21 protein-coding genes and 1 pseudogene are annotated in these 18,537 nt (G+C 62.4%); 11 read left to right on the forward strand and 11 right to left on the reverse strand.

Annotated elements, in window-relative coordinates:
* Positions 1-291: 291 nt before the first annotated feature.
* From X773_RS57850 to X773_RS57875, 6 genes are all read right to left on the reverse strand, one after another.
* Positions 292-1,086: an SDR family oxidoreductase gene (locus tag X773_RS57850; RefSeq protein ID WP_023677517.1), complete on the reverse strand. Its 795-nt coding sequence runs from the start codon at positions 1,084-1,086 to the stop codon at positions 292-294.
* A gap of 23 nt (positions 1,087-1,109) precedes the next feature.
* Positions 1,110-2,111 carry an inositol 2-dehydrogenase gene (iolG, locus tag X773_RS57855; RefSeq protein ID WP_023677518.1) on the reverse strand — a complete coding sequence of 334 codons (1,002 nt, stop codon included), beginning with the start codon at positions 2,109-2,111 and terminating at the stop codon, positions 1,110-1,112.
* Between the two features lie 68 nt (positions 2,112-2,179).
* Complete coding sequence (locus X773_RS57860; protein ID WP_023677519.1) at positions 2,180-2,947, reverse strand: ATP-binding cassette domain-containing protein; 768 nt, start codon at positions 2,945-2,947, stop codon at positions 2,180-2,182.
* A 2-nt stretch (positions 2,948-2,949) separates the two neighbouring features.
* On the reverse strand, positions 2,950-4,026 hold the full coding sequence (locus tag X773_RS57865; RefSeq protein ID WP_023677520.1) for an ABC transporter permease: 1,077 nt from the start codon (positions 4,024-4,026) through the stop codon (positions 2,950-2,952).
* Positions 4,027-4,140: 114 nt separating this feature from the next.
* Positions 4,141-5,082: a sugar ABC transporter substrate-binding protein gene (locus X773_RS57870; protein WP_023677521.1), complete on the reverse strand. Its 942-nt coding sequence runs from the start codon at positions 5,080-5,082 to the stop codon at positions 4,141-4,143.
* 309 nt (positions 5,083-5,391) lie between these two features.
* Positions 5,392-6,423: a LacI family DNA-binding transcriptional regulator gene (locus X773_RS57875; protein WP_023677522.1), complete on the reverse strand. Its 1,032-nt coding sequence runs from the start codon at positions 6,421-6,423 to the stop codon at positions 5,392-5,394.
* A gap of 134 nt (positions 6,424-6,557) precedes the next feature.
* Between X773_RS57875 and X773_RS57880 the strand changes: the two genes are divergently transcribed.
* Genes X773_RS57880 through X773_RS57890 form a run of 3 tightly spaced genes read left to right on the forward strand, consistent with a single transcriptional unit; the run spans position 6,558 to position 9,276 of the window.
* The gene (locus X773_RS57880) at positions 6,558-7,688 is read left to right on the forward strand and encodes a fatty acid desaturase family protein (protein ID WP_051406153.1); all 1,131 of its coding nucleotides are present in this window, start codon (positions 6,558-6,560) and stop codon (positions 7,686-7,688) included.
* A 41-nt stretch (positions 7,689-7,729) separates the two neighbouring features.
* A complete protein-coding gene (locus X773_RS57885) occupies positions 7,730-8,044 on the forward strand; it encodes a MocE family 2Fe-2S type ferredoxin (RefSeq protein WP_023677524.1) in 315 nt (104 codons plus the stop codon).
* A gap of 2 nt (positions 8,045-8,046) precedes the next feature.
* The gene (locus X773_RS57890) at positions 8,047-9,276 is read left to right on the forward strand and encodes an FAD-dependent oxidoreductase (RefSeq protein ID WP_023677525.1); all 1,230 of its coding nucleotides are present in this window, start codon (positions 8,047-8,049) and stop codon (positions 9,274-9,276) included.
* Positions 9,277-9,310: 34 nt separating this feature from the next.
* Here the strand turns inward: X773_RS57890 and X773_RS57895 are convergent, their stop codons facing one another.
* From X773_RS57895 to hslV, 5 genes are all read right to left on the reverse strand, one after another.
* Positions 9,311-10,270: a DUF1402 family protein gene (locus X773_RS57895; RefSeq protein WP_023677526.1), complete on the reverse strand. Its 960-nt coding sequence runs from the start codon at positions 10,268-10,270 to the stop codon at positions 9,311-9,313.
* Positions 10,271-10,452: 182 nt separating this feature from the next.
* Positions 10,453-11,766, reverse strand: coding sequence for an ATP-dependent protease ATPase subunit HslU (gene hslU, locus X773_RS57900; protein ID WP_023677527.1), 1,314 nt, complete (start codon positions 11,764-11,766; stop codon positions 10,453-10,455).
* A gap of 4 nt (positions 11,767-11,770) precedes the next feature.
* Entirely contained in the window at positions 11,771-12,367 is a 597-nt protein-coding gene (locus X773_RS57905; protein ID WP_023677528.1) for a DUF2585 domain-containing protein, read from the reverse strand.
* Positions 12,368-12,371: 4 nt separating this feature from the next.
* Positions 12,372-12,914, reverse strand: a complete 543-nt coding sequence (locus X773_RS57910; RefSeq protein WP_023677529.1) for a GNAT family N-acetyltransferase — start codon at positions 12,912-12,914, stop codon at positions 12,372-12,374.
* Complete coding sequence (gene hslV / locus X773_RS57915; protein WP_023677530.1) at positions 12,904-13,455, reverse strand: ATP-dependent protease subunit HslV; 552 nt, start codon at positions 13,453-13,455, stop codon at positions 12,904-12,906. The genes X773_RS57910 and hslV overlap by 11 nt, the downstream gene beginning before the upstream one ends.
* Positions 13,456-13,681: 226 nt before the next feature.
* Between hslV and hisB the strand changes: the two genes are divergently transcribed.
* The 8 genes and pseudogenes from hisB (at position 13,682) to hisE (ending at position 18,519) form a co-directional block, all read left to right on the forward strand.
* Complete coding sequence (gene hisB / locus X773_RS57920) at positions 13,682-14,281, forward strand: imidazoleglycerol-phosphate dehydratase HisB (RefSeq protein WP_023677531.1); 600 nt, start codon at positions 13,682-13,684, stop codon at positions 14,279-14,281.
* Between the two features lie 4 nt (positions 14,282-14,285).
* Positions 14,286-14,759, forward strand: coding sequence for a DUF2628 domain-containing protein (locus tag X773_RS57925; RefSeq protein ID WP_023677532.1), 474 nt, complete (start codon positions 14,286-14,288; stop codon positions 14,757-14,759).
* A gap of 1 nt (position 14,760) precedes the next feature.
* On the forward strand, positions 14,761-15,411 hold the full coding sequence (gene hisH, locus X773_RS57930; RefSeq protein ID WP_023677533.1) for an imidazole glycerol phosphate synthase subunit HisH: 651 nt from the start codon (positions 14,761-14,763) through the stop codon (positions 15,409-15,411).
* A 3-nt stretch (positions 15,412-15,414) separates the two neighbouring features.
* Positions 15,415-15,705 carry a DUF1330 domain-containing protein gene (locus tag X773_RS57935; protein WP_023677534.1) on the forward strand — a complete coding sequence of 97 codons (291 nt, stop codon included), beginning with the start codon at positions 15,415-15,417 and terminating at the stop codon, positions 15,703-15,705.
* 2 nt (positions 15,706-15,707) lie between these two features.
* On the forward strand, positions 15,708-16,451 hold the full coding sequence (hisA, locus tag X773_RS57940) for a 1-(5-phosphoribosyl)-5-[(5-phosphoribosylamino)methylideneamino]imidazole-4-carboxamide isomerase (protein WP_023677535.1): 744 nt from the start codon (positions 15,708-15,710) through the stop codon (positions 16,449-16,451).
* Positions 16,452-16,454: 3 nt separating this feature from the next.
* Positions 16,455-17,291 carry an arginase family protein gene (locus tag X773_RS57945; RefSeq protein WP_023677536.1) on the forward strand — a complete coding sequence of 279 codons (837 nt, stop codon included), beginning with the start codon at positions 16,455-16,457 and terminating at the stop codon, positions 17,289-17,291.
* Positions 17,288-18,082 carry an imidazole glycerol phosphate synthase subunit HisF gene (gene hisF, locus X773_RS57950; RefSeq protein WP_023677537.1) on the forward strand — a complete coding sequence of 265 codons (795 nt, stop codon included), beginning with the start codon at positions 17,288-17,290 and terminating at the stop codon, positions 18,080-18,082. Before X773_RS57945 ends, hisF begins: the two co-directional genes overlap by 4 nt.
* Before the next feature lie 36 nt (positions 18,083-18,118).
* A pseudogene (gene hisE / locus X773_RS0138110) lies at positions 18,119-18,519 on the forward strand (phosphoribosyl-ATP diphosphatase).
* Positions 18,520-18,537 lie beyond the last annotated feature (18 nt).

Below are 18,537 nucleotides of genomic sequence, written 5' to 3' on the forward strand. Positions count from 1 at the left end.
TGCGCTTGTCACGTGCCTGGTGAGGAGGAGGTTTACTCCAGCCCATTCGCGATTGGCTGAAGCCCCCCGAACTTCGTCATCCCAGGGCGAAGCAGGAGCGGAGCTCCGTCGCGGAGACCCTGGGATCCATGCCGTTGCCTTGGCCAAGGAGTGCTGCGGAACTAAATTCTGCATTGTAGCGACGCCTAGATGTCACGGCATGGATCCTCGGGTCTGCGCCGCGTCGCTGCGCTCCTTGCTCTGCCCGTGGATGACGAAGTGATGGGCGGCGTTCCGCTAGACTTGCCGGCGTTATTCCGGTGACGCCCCGGCGATGCTCTGATCGTAGTCGACCAGCGACCCGGTCATGACGCCGGACTGCGGGCTGATCATATAGCTGATCAACCGGGCAAGCTGCGCCGGCTTCACCAATTGGCCCATCGGCTGCGCGGCTTCGGCCTTCTCCAACCAGTCCTCCGGCGCGTCGTGCCATTTCTTCTGCACGATCGCCTCGCCCTCGGTGTCCATCCAGCCGGGCAGCACCGCATTGCAGCGGATGCGATTGCCGCGATAGGCATTGGCGACATTCTTGGTGAGTGTCGCCAGCGCTCCCTTGCTCGACGAATAGGGCGCCAGGAACGACTGGCCGCAATGCGCCGACATCGACAGCACGTTGACGATCGAGCCCGGTACCTGGCGCGCCAGCAAATGCGCCACCACGCCCTGCATCAGGAAAAACGGGCCGCGCACATTGGTCTGGAATATCTGGTCGAACAGATCCTCGGAGGTCTCGACCAGCGAGCCGCGAGCCGAGGTGGCAGCGGCGTTGACCAGCGCGTTGACGGTACCAAAATGGCCAATCGCCGTTTCGACCGCACGCTTGCAGTCGGCCACTTTTGAGACGTCGGCGCTGATGAAGATGGCATCGACGCCTGCCCCCTTGAGGATGGCGACAGCCTTGTCGCCCTTCTCCTGCGAGCGGCCGATCAGCGCCAGCGCCCGGCAGCCCTCATCGGCCAGCGCTTCGGCGACGGCAAAGCCGATGCCTTGTGCGCCGCCGGTGACGATGGCGCGTGTTTCGGAATTGCGACCGGCTGAACCGTTCATCGCCTTGCTCCTGTGCTTGATAGTCAGATTGTTTTGTCGAGGCGGATGGTCTTGCCTTCCTTGGCCGATTTCAGCGCCGCATCCGCCAGCCTGAGCGCCACCAGCCCGTCCTTGCCGCTCGGCGTCGCCTTCTTGCCTGACGTCGCTGCCGCAATGAAGGCAGCGATCTCGTTAGCATAGGCGTCGAGATAACGGGTCATGAAGAAATCGTGCAGCGGCGGCCGCGTATAGCCTTTCTCATTGGCCAGTTCGATCGACACCGGCCGCTGGTTCTCGGCCGCAATCATGCCTTTCGAGCCATGCACCTCGATGCGCTGGTCGTAGCCGTAGGTGGCGCGGCGTGAGTTGGAGATAACGCATTGCTTGCCGGAGGCAGTTTCGAGGATGACGCTGACGCTGTCGAAGTCGCCGGCCTCGCCGATCTTCTTGTCGACCAGCACCGAAGCATGCGCGCTGACCGCCACCGGCTCCTCGCCGAGCAGGAAGCGCGCCATGTCGAAATCATGAATGGTCATGTCGCGGAAGATGCCGCCCGAGCGGCCGATATAGTCGAGCGGCGGCGGGCCGGGATCGCGCGAGGTGATTGTCACCATTTCGACAGTGCCGATGGCGCCGTCGTCGATCGCCTTGCGCACGGCGGCAAAATGCGGATCGAAGCGGCGGTTGAAGCCGACCATCAGGGTGGCGCCGGCCTTGTCGACGACGGCCAGGCAACGTTCCACCCGGGCGGCGTCGAGGTCGATCGGCTTTTCGCAGAAAATCGCTTTACCCGCTTTGGCGAAGCGTTCGATCAGATCGGCATGGGTATCGGTCGGCGTGCAGATGACGACCGCATCGATATCGCCGGCCTTCTCGATGGCATCGATGCTGCGCACTTCGGCGCCATAGGCAGAGGCCAGATCGGTCGCCGCCTTCTCGAAGGCGTCGGCAACTGCGACCAGCCTGGCCTCAGGATTGGAACCGACGGCGCGAGCATGGACCTTGCCGATACGGCCGGCACCGAGAAGAGCAAAGCGAAGAGGCATGAAGAGTTTTCCTTTGAGAATGGTTCGGAAGGGAGGGCGTGTTAGCGCCTGTGGCTCGGCGTTGGCCGTTACGCCGCAAGTTCCGCCTGCCCGGTCTTGGCGCCGGTGATGTAGGAGACGATATCGTTGCCGTCGGTGTCCTGCTTGCGCAAATTGGCGACGATGCGGCCGCGCCGGAAAACGACGATGCGGTCGACCAGGTCGAACACCTGGCGCATGTTGTGAGAGATCAGGATCAGCGGTTCGCCATTCTCCTTCAGCGTGCGGATGATGTTTTCGACCTGCATCGTCTCCTGCACGCCGAGTGCCGCCGTCGGCTCATCCATGATGATGAGCTTGGAAGCAAAGGTCGCGGTTCTGGCAATTGCTACGCACTGGCGCTGGCCGCCCGACATATGACGGATGGTGTTGGAAAGATTGGGGATCTTGACCGCTGTCCGGACCAAGGCTGCCTCGGTCGCCTTGCGCATGAACTTGCGATCGAGGATCGAGAAGGGCCCGAGATTGAAAAGCACCCGCTCGCGGCCGAGGAACAGGTTCGACGGCACGTCGAGGTCGTCGGCGAGCGCCAGGTTCTGGAACACCGTCTCGATGCCCGCCTCGCGGGCTTCGATGGGGCCGGCAAAATTCACTTCCTTGCCGTCGAACCACATCCTGCCGCTGGTGCGCTGCTCGACGCCGGTGATCTGGCGTACGAAGGTCGATTTGCCGGCGCCATTGTCGCCCATGATGGCGACATGCTCGCCCTTGCGCAGCTCGAAGTCGGCACCCTCCAGCGCATGGACGCCGCCATAATACTTGGTCAGGTTTTCGGTTTTCAGGACGATGTCCGACATGATCAAGCCCTCATTGCCCGCAGGCGTTGGCGCCACTGGTCGAGAACGACTGCGCCGACGATGATCACGCCTTTGACCATCTCCTGATAATAGGCGTCGAGGCGCAGAAAGGTGAAGCCGGAGATGATGACGCCGAAGATCAGCGAGCCGATCACTGTCCCGATAATCGAACCGCGGCCGCCCGACAGCGAGACGCCGCCGATAACCGCCATGGCGATCGCGTCGAGCTCGTACATTACACCCATGCCGGCCTGGGCGGTGAGATTCTTGGAGCTCAGCACCACGGCGGCGAGCGCGGCGAGGACGCCGGCAATGACGTAGACGAGGATCTTGTGGTTGGCGATGTTGATGCCGGACATGCGCGCGGCGTCCTCATTGGAGCCGATTGCATAGCAGTGCTTGCCATATTTGGTGTAACTCAGGATCAGCTGGAACAGCACTGCGAGCGATATGAAAATGATGACCGGCATCAGCCCCTTGCCGATGACGGCGAAACTCTCGGTCGGAAACGAGATCGGCTGCCCCTTTGACCACCATTTGGCGATGCCGCGCGCGGTGACCATCATGCCGAGCGTGGCGATGAACGGCGGGATGCGCGTGTAGGCGATCAAAGCGCCGTTGACCAGGCCGGCAAGCAGGCCGCAGCCGATCGCGACCAGCACGGGCACGATCACCGGCAGGTCGGTCCAGCCCTGGGCGATGAACATCGCCTTCGGGTTCGGGTTGCCATTGACGGTCGCCACCTGGGCGAAGCTCATGGCTATCATCGCCGTGGCGCCGACGATCGAACCTGAGGACAGGTCGATGCCGCCGGTAATGATCACCTGCGTCACGCCGATGGCAATGATGCCGACTATCGACACCTGCAGGATGATGATCTGCAGGCGCGCTTCGTTGAAGATCGCATCGATATTGTCGCGGGTGTTGAACAGGAAGCTGTCGCCCAGGAAAACCCGGCCGATCAGCTCGAAAGCGCCGACCAGGATGACGAGCGCCAGGAAGACGTTGAATTCGGCCGGCCATGCGCGCCGTTTCGCATCATAGCTGAGCCCGCCGACGCCGTGAGATGTCTGTGCCAATCGTGCTTCCTCCGTCAGCCACGGTCTCCACTCGGCGCTGTTCAGGCCGAGAGGGAAAAAGCGGAGCGGCGCTGTCTTACTTTGGCGCGCCGCTCCGTATCGGACAGGTCCGCCTCAGTTCTTCTTCAGGAACTTGTCGATATTTGCCGGCGTGACCAGCTGGAACGGGATGTAGACCTTGTGCTCGACCTTCTCGCCCTTCGCCAGCTTGAGCGCTGCGTCAAGCGCGCCGGCACCCTGGCCGGCCGCGTCCTGGAACACCGTCGCATCGAGGTCGCCCGCCTGCATCGCGGCAAGCGCATCCTGGGTAGCGTCGACCCCGCCGACGACAACCGACTTCATGTCGATGTTGGCGGCCTTCATCGCCTGGATGGCGCCGATGGCGCTTTCGTCATTATTGGCGATGACGCCGTCGAACGGCTTGCCGGTCGACAGCCAGTTGGTCATCAGGTTCTGCGCTTCTTCGCGCTTCCAGTTCGACGTCTGCTTGTCGATGATCTTGATGAAGCTGCACTCCGGCGTGGCGATCACGTCGTCAATGTCCTTGGTGCGCTGCACCGCTGCCTGATTCGACAGCTCGCCCATGATCACATAGACGTTGGCTTCAGTCTTGCCGGCCTCCTTGAACAGGCGGCAGACCTCCTTGGTCTCGAGCGTGCCGGAATCGGCTTCGTTCGAGGCGACGAAGGCCTGGTTTTCGGGCAGCGTGTCGACGTTGACCGGCTCGCGATTGACATAGACCAGTGGAATCTTGGCAGCGGCGGCTGCGTCCGACATCGCCTGAGTCGCCGAGGTGTCGACCGGGTTGACGATGATGGCGTCGACGCCTGAGGCGGCGAAGTTCTTGATCTGGTCGAGTTGCTTGGCGACGTCGTTCTGCGCATCCTCCACCTGCAGCTCGACGCCGTCCATGCCCTTGGCCTGTTCAATCATGCCGTTGCGCAGCACGGTGAGAAAATTGTCGTCGAACAACGCCATCGACACGCCGATCTTGGCAGCAAAGGCGGACGAACTCATCAGCGCCGTGAACGCGACGCCCAAAAGCAGTTTTTTCATTTTATTTCTCCTCCACATTGGTGTCCGGCTGCACCGATCTACCCGGAATCCCCGATCTCGCAGGGAATTCTCTCCCGATTGCCATTTTTAGTTCCGGAGGCATTTGCCTGAAACAGATCTTCCGGAACGAAAGAACCAAAATTCTCAGTTGGTGAAATATTTATTCCATTTCGCTTGGGCGTCAAGCGAGATTTCGCCATGAGGAATGGATTTTCGGCATTTCGAGCGCTTTTAGACGGACGCTAACGCAAGCCAGGCCTGAAAGCGTTCTGATAGATTACATCATGTCTGCCGCCGATGACCGCGACGTCAGATGTTTTCCGGCAGATAAATGTCGAAGGGCAGAAAGGTCTGGCCCGGCGCATTCGCAGCGCCGGTCTCGATGGCATGCGCCATCAGCCCGACAAGCTCGCGGCAAAGCGCCGCCAGTGGCGTCGAGATCACCATGGTCAGGAAATTATCTGCCAGCGCCGCGCGGGAGTCGGGCGTGATCTCGTTGCAGACGACCGCCGGCATCTCAGCCGGCTTTGCCTCCCTCAGCGCCGAGATCGCGCCTTCCATGCCGCCACCGGCGACATAGCAACCGGCGAGATCAGGGTGGCGGGCCAGAAGCTCGATCATTGCATCATGCGTGATCTGGTTCGCTTCCAGATTGACCAACGTCTCGAGGAGAGTGAATTCCGGCGCCTGCTCGCGAAAGAAGGAGCGAAAACCGATCTCGCGAAGCTCATGGCCATGGAAGCGATGGCTGCCGACGAAGAGGGCAACCTTGCCAGGTCTCTTCGCGGCCTTCGAGATCATCCAGGCAGCGGTGCGGCCGACCTTGCGATTGTCCAGGCCAACATAGCCCTCGCGAATACCGGACGCAAAGTCGGAAAGCAGGGAGAACACCGGTACGCCATTGGCTTTGAGAGCCTCGACGGCGACCGTCAGCGTCGGGTGATCAGGCCCGACCAGGGCGACGGCCCTGGATTTGGCGGCCAGCTTGCGCATCCGCTCGACGATCTCGTCCGGCGCCAGCGAAGCGGCGAAGTCGATGGTGGCCACGCCGCGAAAGCGCGGCGACTGCGATACCGCCAGTTCAAGCTCGCGGGCAAATTCACTGTAGAAGACGTCCTCCCGTCTCAACAGCAGGAACCCGAGCCGGTATTCGGGCAATTCATGGCGCATCCGCTGCTTGATCAATCCGGCTGCGTGATAGCCGATGCTGGTCGCGGCCTCATAGACGCGGCGCGCGGTTTCTTCGCGCACCGGCAAGCGGTTGTTCAGCACCCGGTCGACGGTGGCAACGCTGACCCCCGAAATGCGCGCCAGGTCGGTGATCGTCGGCCGTTTCGCCATCGCTGCCTCATTCCACTGTTTGGCCCTTTTACACCATTCTGATGGAAAATGATAGAAACTATCTTTGTGATATTGAGCCTATCAGGGCTCGGCGTTATTTTGAACGCTGACCGAATATGATCGAGGCCTCCGCCATGGTGGATATTGGACTCCGAACCGGGAATACGAGCTCCGCAGCGGCGTCCCGACGCGACTACAGCCTGATCGGCCGCGACGCGAAGCTTGCCGTCGAGAGCGGGCTGGCGGCGGCCGAGTGGTATCACACCGACGTGCCGCGCAAGGAGATGAAGGAGCTGATGCAGCGCTCCGACGGCCCGGCGATCCGCGATACCATCATCTGGCTCGGCACCATGATCCTCAGCGGCGCCGGCGCCGCCTGGTTCTGGGGCAGCTGGTGGTGCGTGCCGTTCTTCTTCGTCTATGGCGTCCTCTACGGTTCCTCCACCGATTCACGCTGGCACGAATGCGGCCACGGCACCGCCTTCAGGACGCAGTGGATGAACGATGTGGTCTATCAGATCGCCTGCTTCATGATCATGCGCAATCCCGTGACCTGGCGCTGGAGCCATACGCGCCACCATACCGATACCATCATGGTCGGCCGCGATCCGGAGATATCGGTGATGCGTCCGCCCGATCTGCTGCGCGTGGTGCTCAACTTCGTCGGCATTCTCGACGCCTGGCACGCGATGAGCGACATGCTGCGCAATGCAGCCGGTATCGTCAGTCCGGCCGAAAGAACCTTCATTCCCGACCAGGAGCAGCCGAAGGCAATTCGCATTGCCCGCATCTGGACGACAATCTATGCCGCGACCATTGCGCTGGCGCTCTATACCGGCTCGTTCCTGCCGCTGATGCTTGTCGGGCTGCCCAGGCTTTACGGCGCGTGGCACCATGTCATGGTCGGCCTGCTGCAGCATGGCGGCCTGGCTGAAAACGTCACCGATCACCGGCTCAACAGCCGCACCGTTTACATGAACCCGATAAGCCGCTTCATCTACTGGAACATGAACTACCATGTCGAGCATCACATGTTTCCCATGGTGCCCTATCACGCGCTGCCCAGGCTGCACGAACTGATCAAGCACGATCTGCCGGCGCCGACATCGTCCATCCTGGCGGGCTACCGCGAGATGATACCGGCTTTCCTGCGCCAGCTGCGCAATGAGGATTATTTCATCAAGCGCGAACTGCCGCCGACGGCGAGGCCCTATCGCGAGGACTTCCACAACGACAACGCTACCGCTGCGGTGGCTGCCGAATGACAAGCCCATGCCGAGGGTGCCAAGTATTGGGGGAGCCGTAGATGAGCGACTGGGTCGAGGCCTGTGACGCCGAGGACATCGACGAAGAGGACGTGATGCGCTTCGACCATGGCGGCCGCACCTTTGCCATCTATCGCAGCCCCGACGACGAGTATTTCGCCACCGACGGGCTTTGCACGCATGAGAAGGTGCATCTGGCCGACGGGCTGGTCATGGACGACATCATCGAGTGCCCGAAGCACAATGGCCGCTTCAACTACAAGACAGGGGCTGCCAGGGGCGCGCCGGTCTGCGTCGATCTAAGAACTTATCCGGTCAAAGTCGACGCCGGCAAAGTCCTTGTCCGGATTGGTTGATGATGACGAAGGGAATGGTCATCATTGGCGCCGGCGAATGCGGCGGGCGCGCCGCCCTTGCGCTGCGCGAGCTCGGCTATGATGGCCCGGTGACGCTGGTCGGCGACGAGCCGCATCTTCCCTATGAGCGGCCGCCGCTGTCGAAAGACGCGATGGTCGCCGACGCGCCCCTGCTCAAGGCGATCGCCAGTGAGGCGGTCCTGGCCGAAAGATCGATCAGGCATATCCATTCGGTCCAGGCGGTGGCGATCGTCCGAGAGGCGCATGTCGTGCGCCTCTCGGACGGTTCCGTCCTGGCCTACGACAAGCTCCTGCTGGCGACCGGTTCGGTGCCGCGCAAGCTGCCGATGCCGGGCCTTGGCGGGCGCTGCGTCTACCTCCGGACCTTCAACGACGCGCTGGCCATTCGCGCCCATCTCAGCGCCGGAAATCGCATCGCCATCATTGGCGGCGGCTTCATCGGGCTTGAGCTTGCCGCGGCGGCACGCAGACTGGGTGCGGCGGTCACAGTTATCGAGGCGCAGCCGCGCATCTTGATGCGCGGCGTGCCGGCCGAGATCGCTGAGGTCATCCATCAGGCGCATGAAGCCGAAGGCGTGAAAATCCTGTGCGGCGAGGGCATCGCCGCCATTGCCGATGATGGCGCCGAAGTGCGCATCGCGCTCGCCGGTGGACACGACATTGTCGCCGATCTTGCCGTGATCGGCATCGGCGCCGTGCCGGTGACCGGACTTGCCGCGGAGGCGGGGCTGACCGTCGACAATGGTATCGCCGTCGACGCCGAGCTTCGCACCAGCGACCGGGATATCTTTGCCGCCGGCGATTGCTGTTCGTTTCCGCTCGCCGTCTATGGCGGCCGGCGCGTGCGGCTGGAAGCCTGGCGCAATGCACAGGAGCAGGGCGCGCTTGCCGCCAGGAATATGCTTGGCGCCGGCGAGTCCCATGCGGCGGTGCCGTGGTTCTGGTCGGATCAGTACGGCCTGACCTTGCAGATCGCCGGCCTGTCGGACGAAGGCCGCAGCATCGTGCGCCGCGACCTCGGCGACGGCGCCTTCATCCTGTTCCACCTCGCCGAGGACGGCAGGCTGGTTGCGGCAAGCGGCATCGGCCCCGGCAACGCGGTCGCCCGCGACATAAGGCTGGCCGAGATGCTGATTGCGAAGCAGGCAAGGCCGGCGCCGGAAGCGCTAGGCTCGCAGACCATCAAGTTAAAGTCGCTGCTGGCGGCTTGATCCGCCGCGTGGATAATTGGCCGAGCGCGTTCGGCTAGAACAGCGCCTTCAGCTCCGGCAGCTTGTCGTTGACCAGCCAGCCATAGTAATTTTCCTCGGGCAGTTTTTCCGGCTCGCCCGCAGCGCGGCGCTTGTCGTTCTCGGCCTTCAGCGCATAGGCGCGCTGTTCGGGGTTGCCGACATTGTAGAGCGTCGACGTGATGCCGGGATTGCCTGAGATGTCGAAGCCGGCAATGCTTCTATAGGCGTCGATCGATTTCCGGATTGTTGCTGCGACATAAGGCAGTGTCAGGTCAGGATCCATGATGGTCTTGTAGACCGCGTTGGGATCGCCGACGTCGAGTTCCGGCAGGCCGGAAACCTTGTGCACGAGGTCGCTCATTTGCAGCGCCGTCAGCGGATTGAGCTGGCCAAGGCCAAAAGTCTGGCCGGCATAATAAGGCTGGAAGAAAGTGGCGCCTAAGCGGTCGTTGGGAAAGCTCTCGCCGTCGACGGTCTTGCCGCGGAACGACCGGTTCCACACCTGTTCGCGGCACTCCCACAGATCGTAGCTGTCGGACTTCCCTGCGCATTTCGCAAATTGCGGCCGCTGCACGAAATCGGAGATGTCCTCGCCATCATAGGCAAAGGAGAGCTTGCTCGACAGATACGAAATCGCCTTGACGTAGTAGGTCTGCAGCCGGTCGTAGGCATCGACATTGTAGGTGTGCTCGCCGACGATGGCGCCGACGATATGCATTGGGTCGATGCCATAGGCCGCGGCTGCCTGCTTGATCTTGCCGCGCAGCTCGGCATCGTTCTGGAGCAGCGCAAAGACTTTGCGGTATTTCGCCTGGAAGGTAGTGTTGGTCGCCTGGGTGCGCCGGCTCGAAGCGCCCGGTATGTCGGGCTGCTCGGTGTTGCGGTTGCCCGGCGGCACCATCGTTGCCGCTTGCGCGGCGAACATGGCTGCCGCCAGCGTCAGCCCCAAAATGACGAGGATCAGTTTTTTCATGCGCCGCCGCCCAAATAGTCGCCGGCAAACTAGGTAATGCTCCACCGGGAGTCGAGAGACGCCTGCACCCGACGGGACGAAAGCTTGCCGGATGCTTCCATTTGGCCACACATCGGGAATGCTGGGCCAAATTGGGGAGGCCGGGAGCAATTCCCCGACCCTCTGCGAGAATGAAGCGTCTCCTACAGGATGAAACGCGACAAGTCCGTGTTTCTGGAGAGGTCGCCGACATGCTTCTCGACATAGGCGGCATCGATGGTCACCGAGGTGCCGTTGCGGTCCGGCGCGTCATAGGAGATATCGTCCAGCACCCGTTCCATCACCGTCTGCAGCCGCCTGGCGCCAATATTCTCGACGCTGGCGTTGAGGTCCACGGCGATGCCGGCCAACGAATCGATGGCGTCGTCGGTGAAGACCAGATCGACGCCTTCGGTCTTCATCAGCGCAATATACTGCTTGATCAGGCTGGCTTCGGTCTCGGTGAGGATGCGGACGAAATCGCCCTTCTCCAGCGCCCGCAGCTCGACGCGGATCGGCAGGCGGCCCTGCAATTCCGGCAGCAGATCGGAGGGCTTGGCGACGTGGAACGCACCCGAGGCGATGAACAGGATGTGGTCGGTCTTCACCGGTCCGTATTTGGTCGCAACCGTGGTGCCTTCGACCAGCGGCAGCAGGTCGCGCTGCACACCTTCACGCGAAACACCGGCACCGATGCCGCCTTCGCGCGAGGCGATCTTGTCGATCTCGTCAAGGAAGACAATGCCGTCGTTCTCGGTCGATTCGAGTGCCCTGCGCACCACCTCGTCCTGGTCGAGCAGCTTGTCGGACTCGTCGCTGATCAACAGCCCGTAGGACTCCTTGACGGTCGTCTTGCGCATCTTGGTCTTCTGGCCGCCCATTGCCTTCGACAGCATGTCGTTGATGTTGAGCACGCCGATATTGGCGCCCGGCATGCCGGGGATCTCGAAGCCGGGCATGCCGCCATTGCCGGTATCGGCCACTTCGATCTCAATCTCCTTGTCGTCGAGCTCGCCGTCGCGCAGCTTCTTGCGGAAACTGTCACGGGTGGCCGGGCTCGCCGTCTTGCCGACAAGCGCTTCGAGCACCCGTTCCTCGGCGTTGATGTGGGCACGCGCCTTGACGTCCTCGCGCATCTTCTCGCGAACCAGCCCGATGGCGATCTCGACCAGGTCGCGGATGATCTGCTCGACATCGCGGCCGACATAACCGACCTCGGTGAACTTGGTGGCTTCGACCTTAACGAAAGGCGCACCGGCAAGGCGTGCCAGGCGGCGCGAAATCTCGGTCTTGCCGACGCCGGTCGGGCCGATCATCAGGATATTCTTCGGCATCACCTCTTCGCGCATCTGGCCCTCGAGCTGCTGGCGGCGCCAGCGGTTGCGCAAGGCAATCGCCACGGCACGCTTGGCGTCTTTCTGGCCGATGATGAAGCGGTCGAGTTCCGAAACGATTTCGCGAGGAGAGAAGGTGCTCATGTCACTAAATTCCACTTTGCCACTGCCGAATGGACTCGAACGGATGCAGCAGCATGATCACGTTGAGTGTCAGATTGTCCCGGATGAGATAGCCGACACCGAATTCGAAGATGAGGGCGAGGGTTACGACCACCCATATAGGAAGCCTTCGCGCCATGACAAACCCCAGCACCATGGCCAGCGTGTCCGACACCGAATTGATGATGCTGTCGCCATAATAGTCGAGCGAGATCGTGCCGGCGCGATAGCGATCGATGATGAAAGGGCTGTTCTCGAGCAGCTCCCAGCCGCCCTCTATAACCACCGCAAAGGCCAGCCTGAGCCCGATCGGCGAGCGCGGGAAAAGGAACCACGCCAGCGCATAGAACAGGAAACCGTGAATGATGTGCGAGAAGCTGTACCAGTCGGAAATATGCTGGGAATTCTCCGAGCTTTGCACGATGCCGTGCCACAGCTTGACATAGCCGCAGGTACAGATCGGCGTCCGCCCCATGCCGTAAAGAACCCCGGCCTGGAAGATGACCAGGCCGAGAACCAGCAGAAGCCCCATTCGCCAACTGTCGTAGTAGGCCGAGACGGTTTTGTCGCTGGATACGCTCATGCTGCTATTGCCCCTCTTCTGCGTCACCCTGTCCGGCATCACCCTCTGGGGCATCAATCGCCATCAGCACGGCATCGCCATATTCCGACTTCCTGCGATCGATAGCCGTGAAACCGGCCTTTTCATAGGCACGGATAGCCCGTGCATTGGCGGGGTCCGGGTCGATGATGACGCGCGGCGTACCTTCCTCGAAAAGCTGCTCGACGAACTGCCGGACGATCGCCGAGCCGTGGCCGACCCCGACAAGCTCCGGCACGCCGATCGACAGATCGATGCCGAGCGTGCCGAACGGCTGGTCGCTATAGGGATGGCCGTCCTCCAGATGCGGATCGTAGCCCTGCAAATAGCCGATGGGCTTTCCGTCGAGCTCGATAATCAGCGGCTCGACCGAAATGCTGTCGATATGCTCGCGGATCTCCGCAATCTCGGTCTCTGGGTCGTTCCACCATTTGGCGACATGCGGCTCGGCAAGCCAGCCGGCGATCATCGGCAGGTCCCTCTGGGTCACCGGCCGAAAACCATAGCGGAGGCTCCGCTCAGGCGGCATCGAGGGTTTCGACGACGAAGTTGTTGTTGGTGTAGACGCAAATGTCTGACGCGATCTGCATCGCCTTGCGGGCGATCTCCTCTGCGCCCTTGTCGCTGTCCACCAGCGCGCGTGCCGCTGCCAGCGCGTAATTGCCGCCCGAGCCGATGGCCATGACGCCAAATTCGGGCTCCAGCACGTCGCCGGTGCCGGTCAGCGCCAGCGACACCGACTTGTCGGCCACCAGCATCATCGCTTCCAGCCGCCGCAAATAGCGGTCGGTGCGCCAGTCCTTGGCAAGCTCGACGCAGGCGCGTGTCAGCTGGTCGGGATATTGTTCGAGCTTGGCTTCAAGCCGCTCGAGCAGAGTGAAGGCATCGGCGGTGGCGCCGGCGAAACCGGCAATGACGTTGCCGCCCTTGCCGATGCGGCGCACCTTCTTGGCGTTGCCTTTCATGATCGTCTGGCCGAGGCTGACCTGGCCGTCGCCGGCGATCACCACCTTGCCGCCCTTGCGCACGGTCAGGATGGTCGTGGCATGCATGGTCAGTTCATTCGACATTTTCTGCTCCGATAAGCACCGATCCCATCGAGGCGATCGGCGCGTTACGAGTGACTTGATCGGCCATATGTATGCATAGGCCGGACGATTGCAAACCGGCCATCCGCCGGGCCGGACTGTGCTCCGCAGCGGTAACTGGCAATCGCCGGATCATGCTGCTAGAAGGCTTTCGTTTTCAGGCATGTGAACGCCTGAATCGTGCAAAATCTGAGACAAGGATGAGGTCATGGCGCCCCGTTCCGCCGAGATAAGCCGCAAGACCAGGGAAACCGACATCGCCGTATCGGTTCAGGTCGACGGCTCGGGCAAATCCGACATTTCGACGGGCGTCGGCTTCTTCGACCATATGCTGGACCAGTTGTCGCGCCATTCGCTGATCGACATGACCGTGAAGGCCAAGGGCGACCTGCACATAGACGACCACCACACGGTCGAGGATACGGGCATTGCGCTCGGCCAGGCGCTGGCCAAGGCATTGGGCGAGCGGCGCGGCATCATGCGCTACGCCTCGATCGATCTCGCCATGGACGAGACACTGACGCGGGCGGCAATCGATGTCTCCGGCCGGCCTTTTCTGGTCTGGAATGTTTCATTCTCGTCGCCGAAGATCGGTACGTTCGACACCGAGCTGGTGCGCGAATTCTTCCACGCGCTGGCGCAGAATGCCGGCATCACGCTGCATGTCACCAATCATTACGGCGCCAACAACCACCACGTCGCCGAGACCTGCTTCAAGGCCGTGGCGCGTGTGTTGCGTTCGGCACTTGAGCGCGACCTGCGCCAGCCGGACGCGGTTCCCTCCACCAAGGGATCCCTGAAAGGGTAACGCCATGGCCATCTATGTCGTAATGGAGCCGCCAGGCCGCAGCGAAAGCGTGGACACTACCTTTATCCGTGACGGCTTTGCCTGGCTCGGCTTCCTAGTGCCGCCGCTGTGGCTGGCCTGGCACCGGCTGTGGGTCGAGGCGGCATTGGCGTTTGTCGCCATGGGCCTGCTCTCGATGCTGGGCGAAAGGCTGGACCTGGAAACAGCCGGCTCGCTTTTATCCCTGCTTGTCATGCTCTTTGTCGGACTGGAAGGGCAGGGCTTGCGGATCGCAGCCCTGCGCCGTCGCGGCTGGCATGAATGGGGCGTGGTCGAGGCCGACAGGCTCGACGACGCAGACGTCCGCTATGCATTGGAAGCCGATGCTCAGTCGGATGAACAACCGACGGTGCAACGCATCGTCCCAGACGCAGCACATGCCCGGTCGGCGCAGATGGGCCTGGCGCTGGGGCTGAACCATATTCCGGGAAAGCCCTGAGATGAGGGTGGCGATCATCGATTACGGGTCGGGCAATCTGCGCTCGGCCACCAAGGCCTTCGAGCGTGCTGCGCATGAAGCCGGCATTGCCGCCGCGATCGAACTCACCGCCGATGCCGAGCGGGTCAGGACCGCCGACCGCATCGTCCTGCCCGGCGTCGGTGCCTATGCCGATTGCGCCGCTGGACTGCGTGCGGTCGCCGGCATGTGGGAAGCGGTCGAGGAGGTGGCGATCGCCAAGGCTCGGCCGTTCCTCGGCATCTGCGTCGGCATGCAGCTGATGTCGGAGCGAGGCCTGGAAAAGACCGTCACAAAGGGCTTTGGCTGGGTCGCCGGCGACGTCAAGGAGATCACGCCGGCCGATCCGACACTGAAGATCCCGCAGATCGGCTGGAACACGATTGACCTGAAGCGCAAGCATCCGCTGTTTTCCGGCATTGCGACGGGTGGCAAGGGACTGCACGCCTATTTCGTCCACTCCTACCATCTCGATGCACGGAAGGAGGATGAGGTGCTGGCGGTTGCCGACTATGGCGGCCCGGTAACGGCCGCTGTCGCCCGCGACAACCTAGCCGGAACGCAATTCCACCCCGAGAAGAGCCAGGCGCTGGGCCTGGCGCTGATCACCAATTTCCTAGGCTGGAGGCCCTGAACCATGAGCAAGAAGGGCTATTGGATGGCAATGGTCGATGTCCACGATCCCGAGATCTACAAGCAGTACATCGAGGCCAATGCCGCGGCTTTCGCGAAATACGGCGCGAAGTTCCCGGTGCGCGCCGGGCGGTACACCAGCCCGGAAGGACCGGCAGGCAATCGCCACGTGCTGGTGGAATTCGAATCCTATGAAAAGGCGCTGGAATGCTACGGCTCGCCTGAATACCAGGAGGCCTTGAAGTACAGGCTCGCCGGCTCGACCGGCCACTTTGTCATCGTCGAAGGCGCCTGAAGGTGTTTCTGTTTCCGGCGATAGACCTCAAGGACGGCAAATGCGTGCGCCTCAGGCATGGCGACATGGCGACCGCCACCATCTACAATGACGATCCCGCCGCTCAGGCGCGCGCCTTCGCAGAGCAGGGCTTCGAATGGTTGCACGTCGTCGACCTCAACGGCGCCTTCAAGGGCCAGAGCGTCAACAGCGCCGCGGTCGGCGCCATCCTGAAGGCGACGAGCAATCCGGTGCAGCTCGGCGGCGGCATCCGCACCCTGGCGCAGATCGAGGACTGGCTCGACCGTGGGCTGGCCCGCGTCATTCTTGGCACCGTGGCGGTGCGCGATCCGGATCTGGTCAGGCAGGCCTGCAAGGCATTCCCGGGCAAGATCGCCGTCGGCATCGACGCCAAGGGCGGCAAGGTCGCGGTCGAAGGCTGGGCTGAAGCCTCGAGCCTCGGCGTCATTGAACTGGCGAGGAAATTCGAGGGTGCCGGCGTCGCCGCCATCATCTACACCGATATCGACCGCGACGGTGTGCTGACCGGCATCAACTGGGACGCCACCATCGATCTCGCCGACGCGGTGTCGATCCCGGTTATCGCCTCGGGCGGGCTCGCCTCGATCGCCGACATCGTGCGCATGACCCTGCCCGATGCCCGCAAGCTCGAAGGCGCGATCTCCGGACGCGCCCTCTACGACGGCCGCATCGACCCGGCCGAGGCATTGGCGATCCTGCGTGGCAAACCGATGGCAGGGGTGTGAAACGTGAAGGTCTCGATTATCGTTGCTCCCTACGACAGCGGGCACTATCACGAAGGGTGCGGCCAGGGGCCGGACGCCATCATCGGCGGTGGGCTGGTCGAAGCCCTGACCGTGGCTGGCCATGACGTCGCCGTCGAAGATATCGGCAAGGTCGGAGACGAGCAGGGGCGCGAAATTGCAACCGGCTTCGCCGTCTGCAACGCCGTCGCGACCAGGGTTAACCTCGCCCGCGATGGAGGACGCTTCCCCATTATCCTTGCTGGAAATTGCCTGGCCGCCGCCGGTGCGGTCGCCGGTGAAGTTGCGGATTCGATCATCTGGATCGACCAGCATGGCGATCTCAACACGCCGGAGACGTCCTCCTACGGCTTTCTCGACGGCATGGCGCTGGCGGCGACGCTCGGGCTCTGCTGGCATCCGATGGCGGCAGCAATTCCGGCGTTCCGGCCGATAGACCCGGCGCGCTGCATGCTGGTCGATGCCCGCGACCTCGATCCCGACGAAAAGCGACTGCTGGAAACTTTGCCGATCGTGCGCACCGAATGTGCCGGTGCACTCGATATGATCGGAAAGCTCACGGCGACAGGGACTGTGCGGGCGCATCTGCATCTCGACCTGGATGTCCTCGATCCGGATGTGTTGCAGGTGAACCGCTACGCGCACCCGGGCGGCCCGAGTCCGGAACAGCTACGGCAGCTTGCCTGCGGACTGGCCAGGTCAATCCCAATCGTCGGCGTGACGCTCTCGGCCTACGACCCGGCCTTTGATTCCCAGTCCGAAGTTCCGCCCGTCGTCGGCCAGCTGCTTGTCGACTTTCTTGCGGCGATCGAGAGGATCTGATGCTGAAAGCCCGCGTCATCCCCTGTCTCGACGTCAAGAACGGCCGTGTCGTCAAGGGCGTCAATTTCGTCGACCTGGTCGATGCCGGCGATCCCGTCGAAGCGGCAAAAGCCTATGACGCGGCCGGCGCCGACGAGCTCTGCTTTCTCGACATCACCGCCTCGTCGGAAAACCGCGAGACCATTTTCGATGTCATCGCCCGCACCGCCGAACAATGTTTCATGCCGCTGACCGTTGGCGGTGGCGTCCGTCAGGTCGCCGACATCAGGAAGCTGCTACTGGCCGGCGCCGACAAGGTGTCGATCAACACGGCGGCGGTGAAGACCCCAAATTTTGTCGCCGAGGCTGCCGACAAATTCGGCAACCAGTGCATCGTCGTCGCCATCGATGCCAAGAAAGTGTCCGCTGCGAGCGAGGCTGATCGCTGGGAGATATTCACCCATGGCGGCCGCGAGAAGACCGGCATCGACGCCGTCGAGTTCGCTCGGCGAGTGGTCGATCTCGGCGCCGGCGAGATCCTGCTAACATCGATGGACCGCGACGGCACCAAGGCCGGCTACGACATAGCCCTTACCCGCGCGGTCGCCGATGCCGTACGCGTGCCGGTCATCGCTTCCGGTGGCGTCGGCACGCTCGACCACCTTGTCGAAGGCATTCGCGACGGCCATGCCGGCGCGGTGCTGGCGGCGTCGATCTTCCATTTCGGCACCTACAGCATCGCCGAAGCCAAGCTGCACATGGCTCAGGCCGGACTGCCGATGCGGCTGGACTCGCCGGGTAATCGGTCCTAGAGCCTTTCCGGCTAAGAAGAGGCTGTAAACGCCGTCATGACCGAGTTCTCGCTCTCCGAACTGGAGAAGATTATTGGCGAACGCGCACGTTCCGGCGATCCGGATTCGTGGACGGCCAAGCTCTTTCAGCGCGGCATGAGCAAGGCAGCGCAGAAACTCGGCGAAGAGGCGGTCGAAACGGTGATCGCAGCCGTCAGCGCCGACCGGGACGCGCTTGTTTCGGAAAGCGCCGATCTCATCTATCATTGGCTTGTCGTTCTCGGCATAGCGGACATTCCGCNGACGCGCTTGTTTCGGAAAGCGCCGATCTCATCTATCATTGGCTTGTCGTTCTCGGCATAGCGGACATTCCGCTGAGCGATGTGCTCAACGAGCTTGAACGCCGCACCGGTCGTTCGGGCATCGCCGAAAAGGCGTCTCGGCTGGACCGGGGCTGATCGCTGCGGAGGAACTCG

The organism is Mesorhizobium sp. LSJC280B00 (assembly GCF_000502835.1).
Taxonomy (GTDB): Bacteria; Pseudomonadota; Alphaproteobacteria; order Rhizobiales; family Rhizobiaceae; genus Mesorhizobium.

Bases quoted from the DNA above. Each gene is read 5' to 3' on its own strand.
- iolG (WP_023677518.1), bottom strand. From the start codon at position 2,111: ATGCCTCTTCGCTTTGCTCTTCTCGGTGCCGGCCGTATCGGCAAGGTC.
- hisH (WP_023677533.1), top strand. From the start codon at position 14,761: ATGAGGGTGGCGATCATCGATTACGGGTCGGGCAATCTGCGCTCGGCC.
- hisB (WP_023677531.1), top strand. From the start codon at position 13,682: ATGGCGCCCCGTTCCGCCGAGATAAGCCGCAAGACCAGGGAAACCGAC.
- X773_RS57935 (WP_023677534.1), top strand. From the start codon at position 15,415: ATGAGCAAGAAGGGCTATTGGATGGCAATGGTCGATGTCCACGATCCC.
- X773_RS57890 (WP_023677525.1), top strand. From the start codon at position 8,047: ATGACGAAGGGAATGGTCATCATTGGCGCCGGCGAATGCGGCGGGCGC.
- X773_RS57875 (WP_023677522.1), bottom strand. From the start codon at position 6,423: ATGGCGAAACGGCCGACGATCACCGACCTGGCGCGCATTTCGGGGGTC.
- X773_RS57925 (WP_023677532.1), top strand. From the start codon at position 14,286: ATGGCCATCTATGTCGTAATGGAGCCGCCAGGCCGCAGCGAAAGCGTG.
- X773_RS57870 (WP_023677521.1), bottom strand. From the start codon at position 5,082: ATGAAAAAACTGCTTTTGGGCGTCGCGTTCACGGCGCTGATGAGTTCG.
- hslU (WP_023677527.1), bottom strand. From the start codon at position 11,766: ATGAGCACCTTCTCTCCTCGCGAAATCGTTTCGGAACTCGACCGCTTC.
- X773_RS57885 (WP_023677524.1), top strand. From the start codon at position 7,730: ATGAGCGACTGGGTCGAGGCCTGTGACGCCGAGGACATCGACGAAGAG.
- X773_RS57860 (WP_023677519.1), bottom strand. From the start codon at position 2,947: ATGTCGGACATCGTCCTGAAAACCGAAAACCTGACCAAGTATTATGGC.
- X773_RS57910 (WP_023677529.1), bottom strand. From the start codon at position 12,914: ATGCCGCCTGAGCGGAGCCTCCGCTATGGTTTTCGGCCGGTGACCCAG.
- X773_RS57895 (WP_023677526.1), bottom strand. From the start codon at position 10,270: ATGAAAAAACTGATCCTCGTCATTTTGGGGCTGACGCTGGCGGCAGCC.
- X773_RS57905 (WP_023677528.1), bottom strand. From the start codon at position 12,367: ATGAGCGTATCCAGCGACAAAACCGTCTCGGCCTACTACGACAGTTGG.
- X773_RS57850 (WP_023677517.1), bottom strand. From the start codon at position 1,086: ATGAACGGTTCAGCCGGTCGCAATTCCGAAACACGCGCCATCGTCACC.
- X773_RS57880 (WP_051406153.1), top strand. From the start codon at position 6,558: ATGGTGGATATTGGACTCCGAACCGGGAATACGAGCTCCGCAGCGGCG.
- hslV (WP_023677530.1), bottom strand. From the start codon at position 13,455: ATGTCGAATGAACTGACCATGCATGCCACGACCATCCTGACCGTGCGC.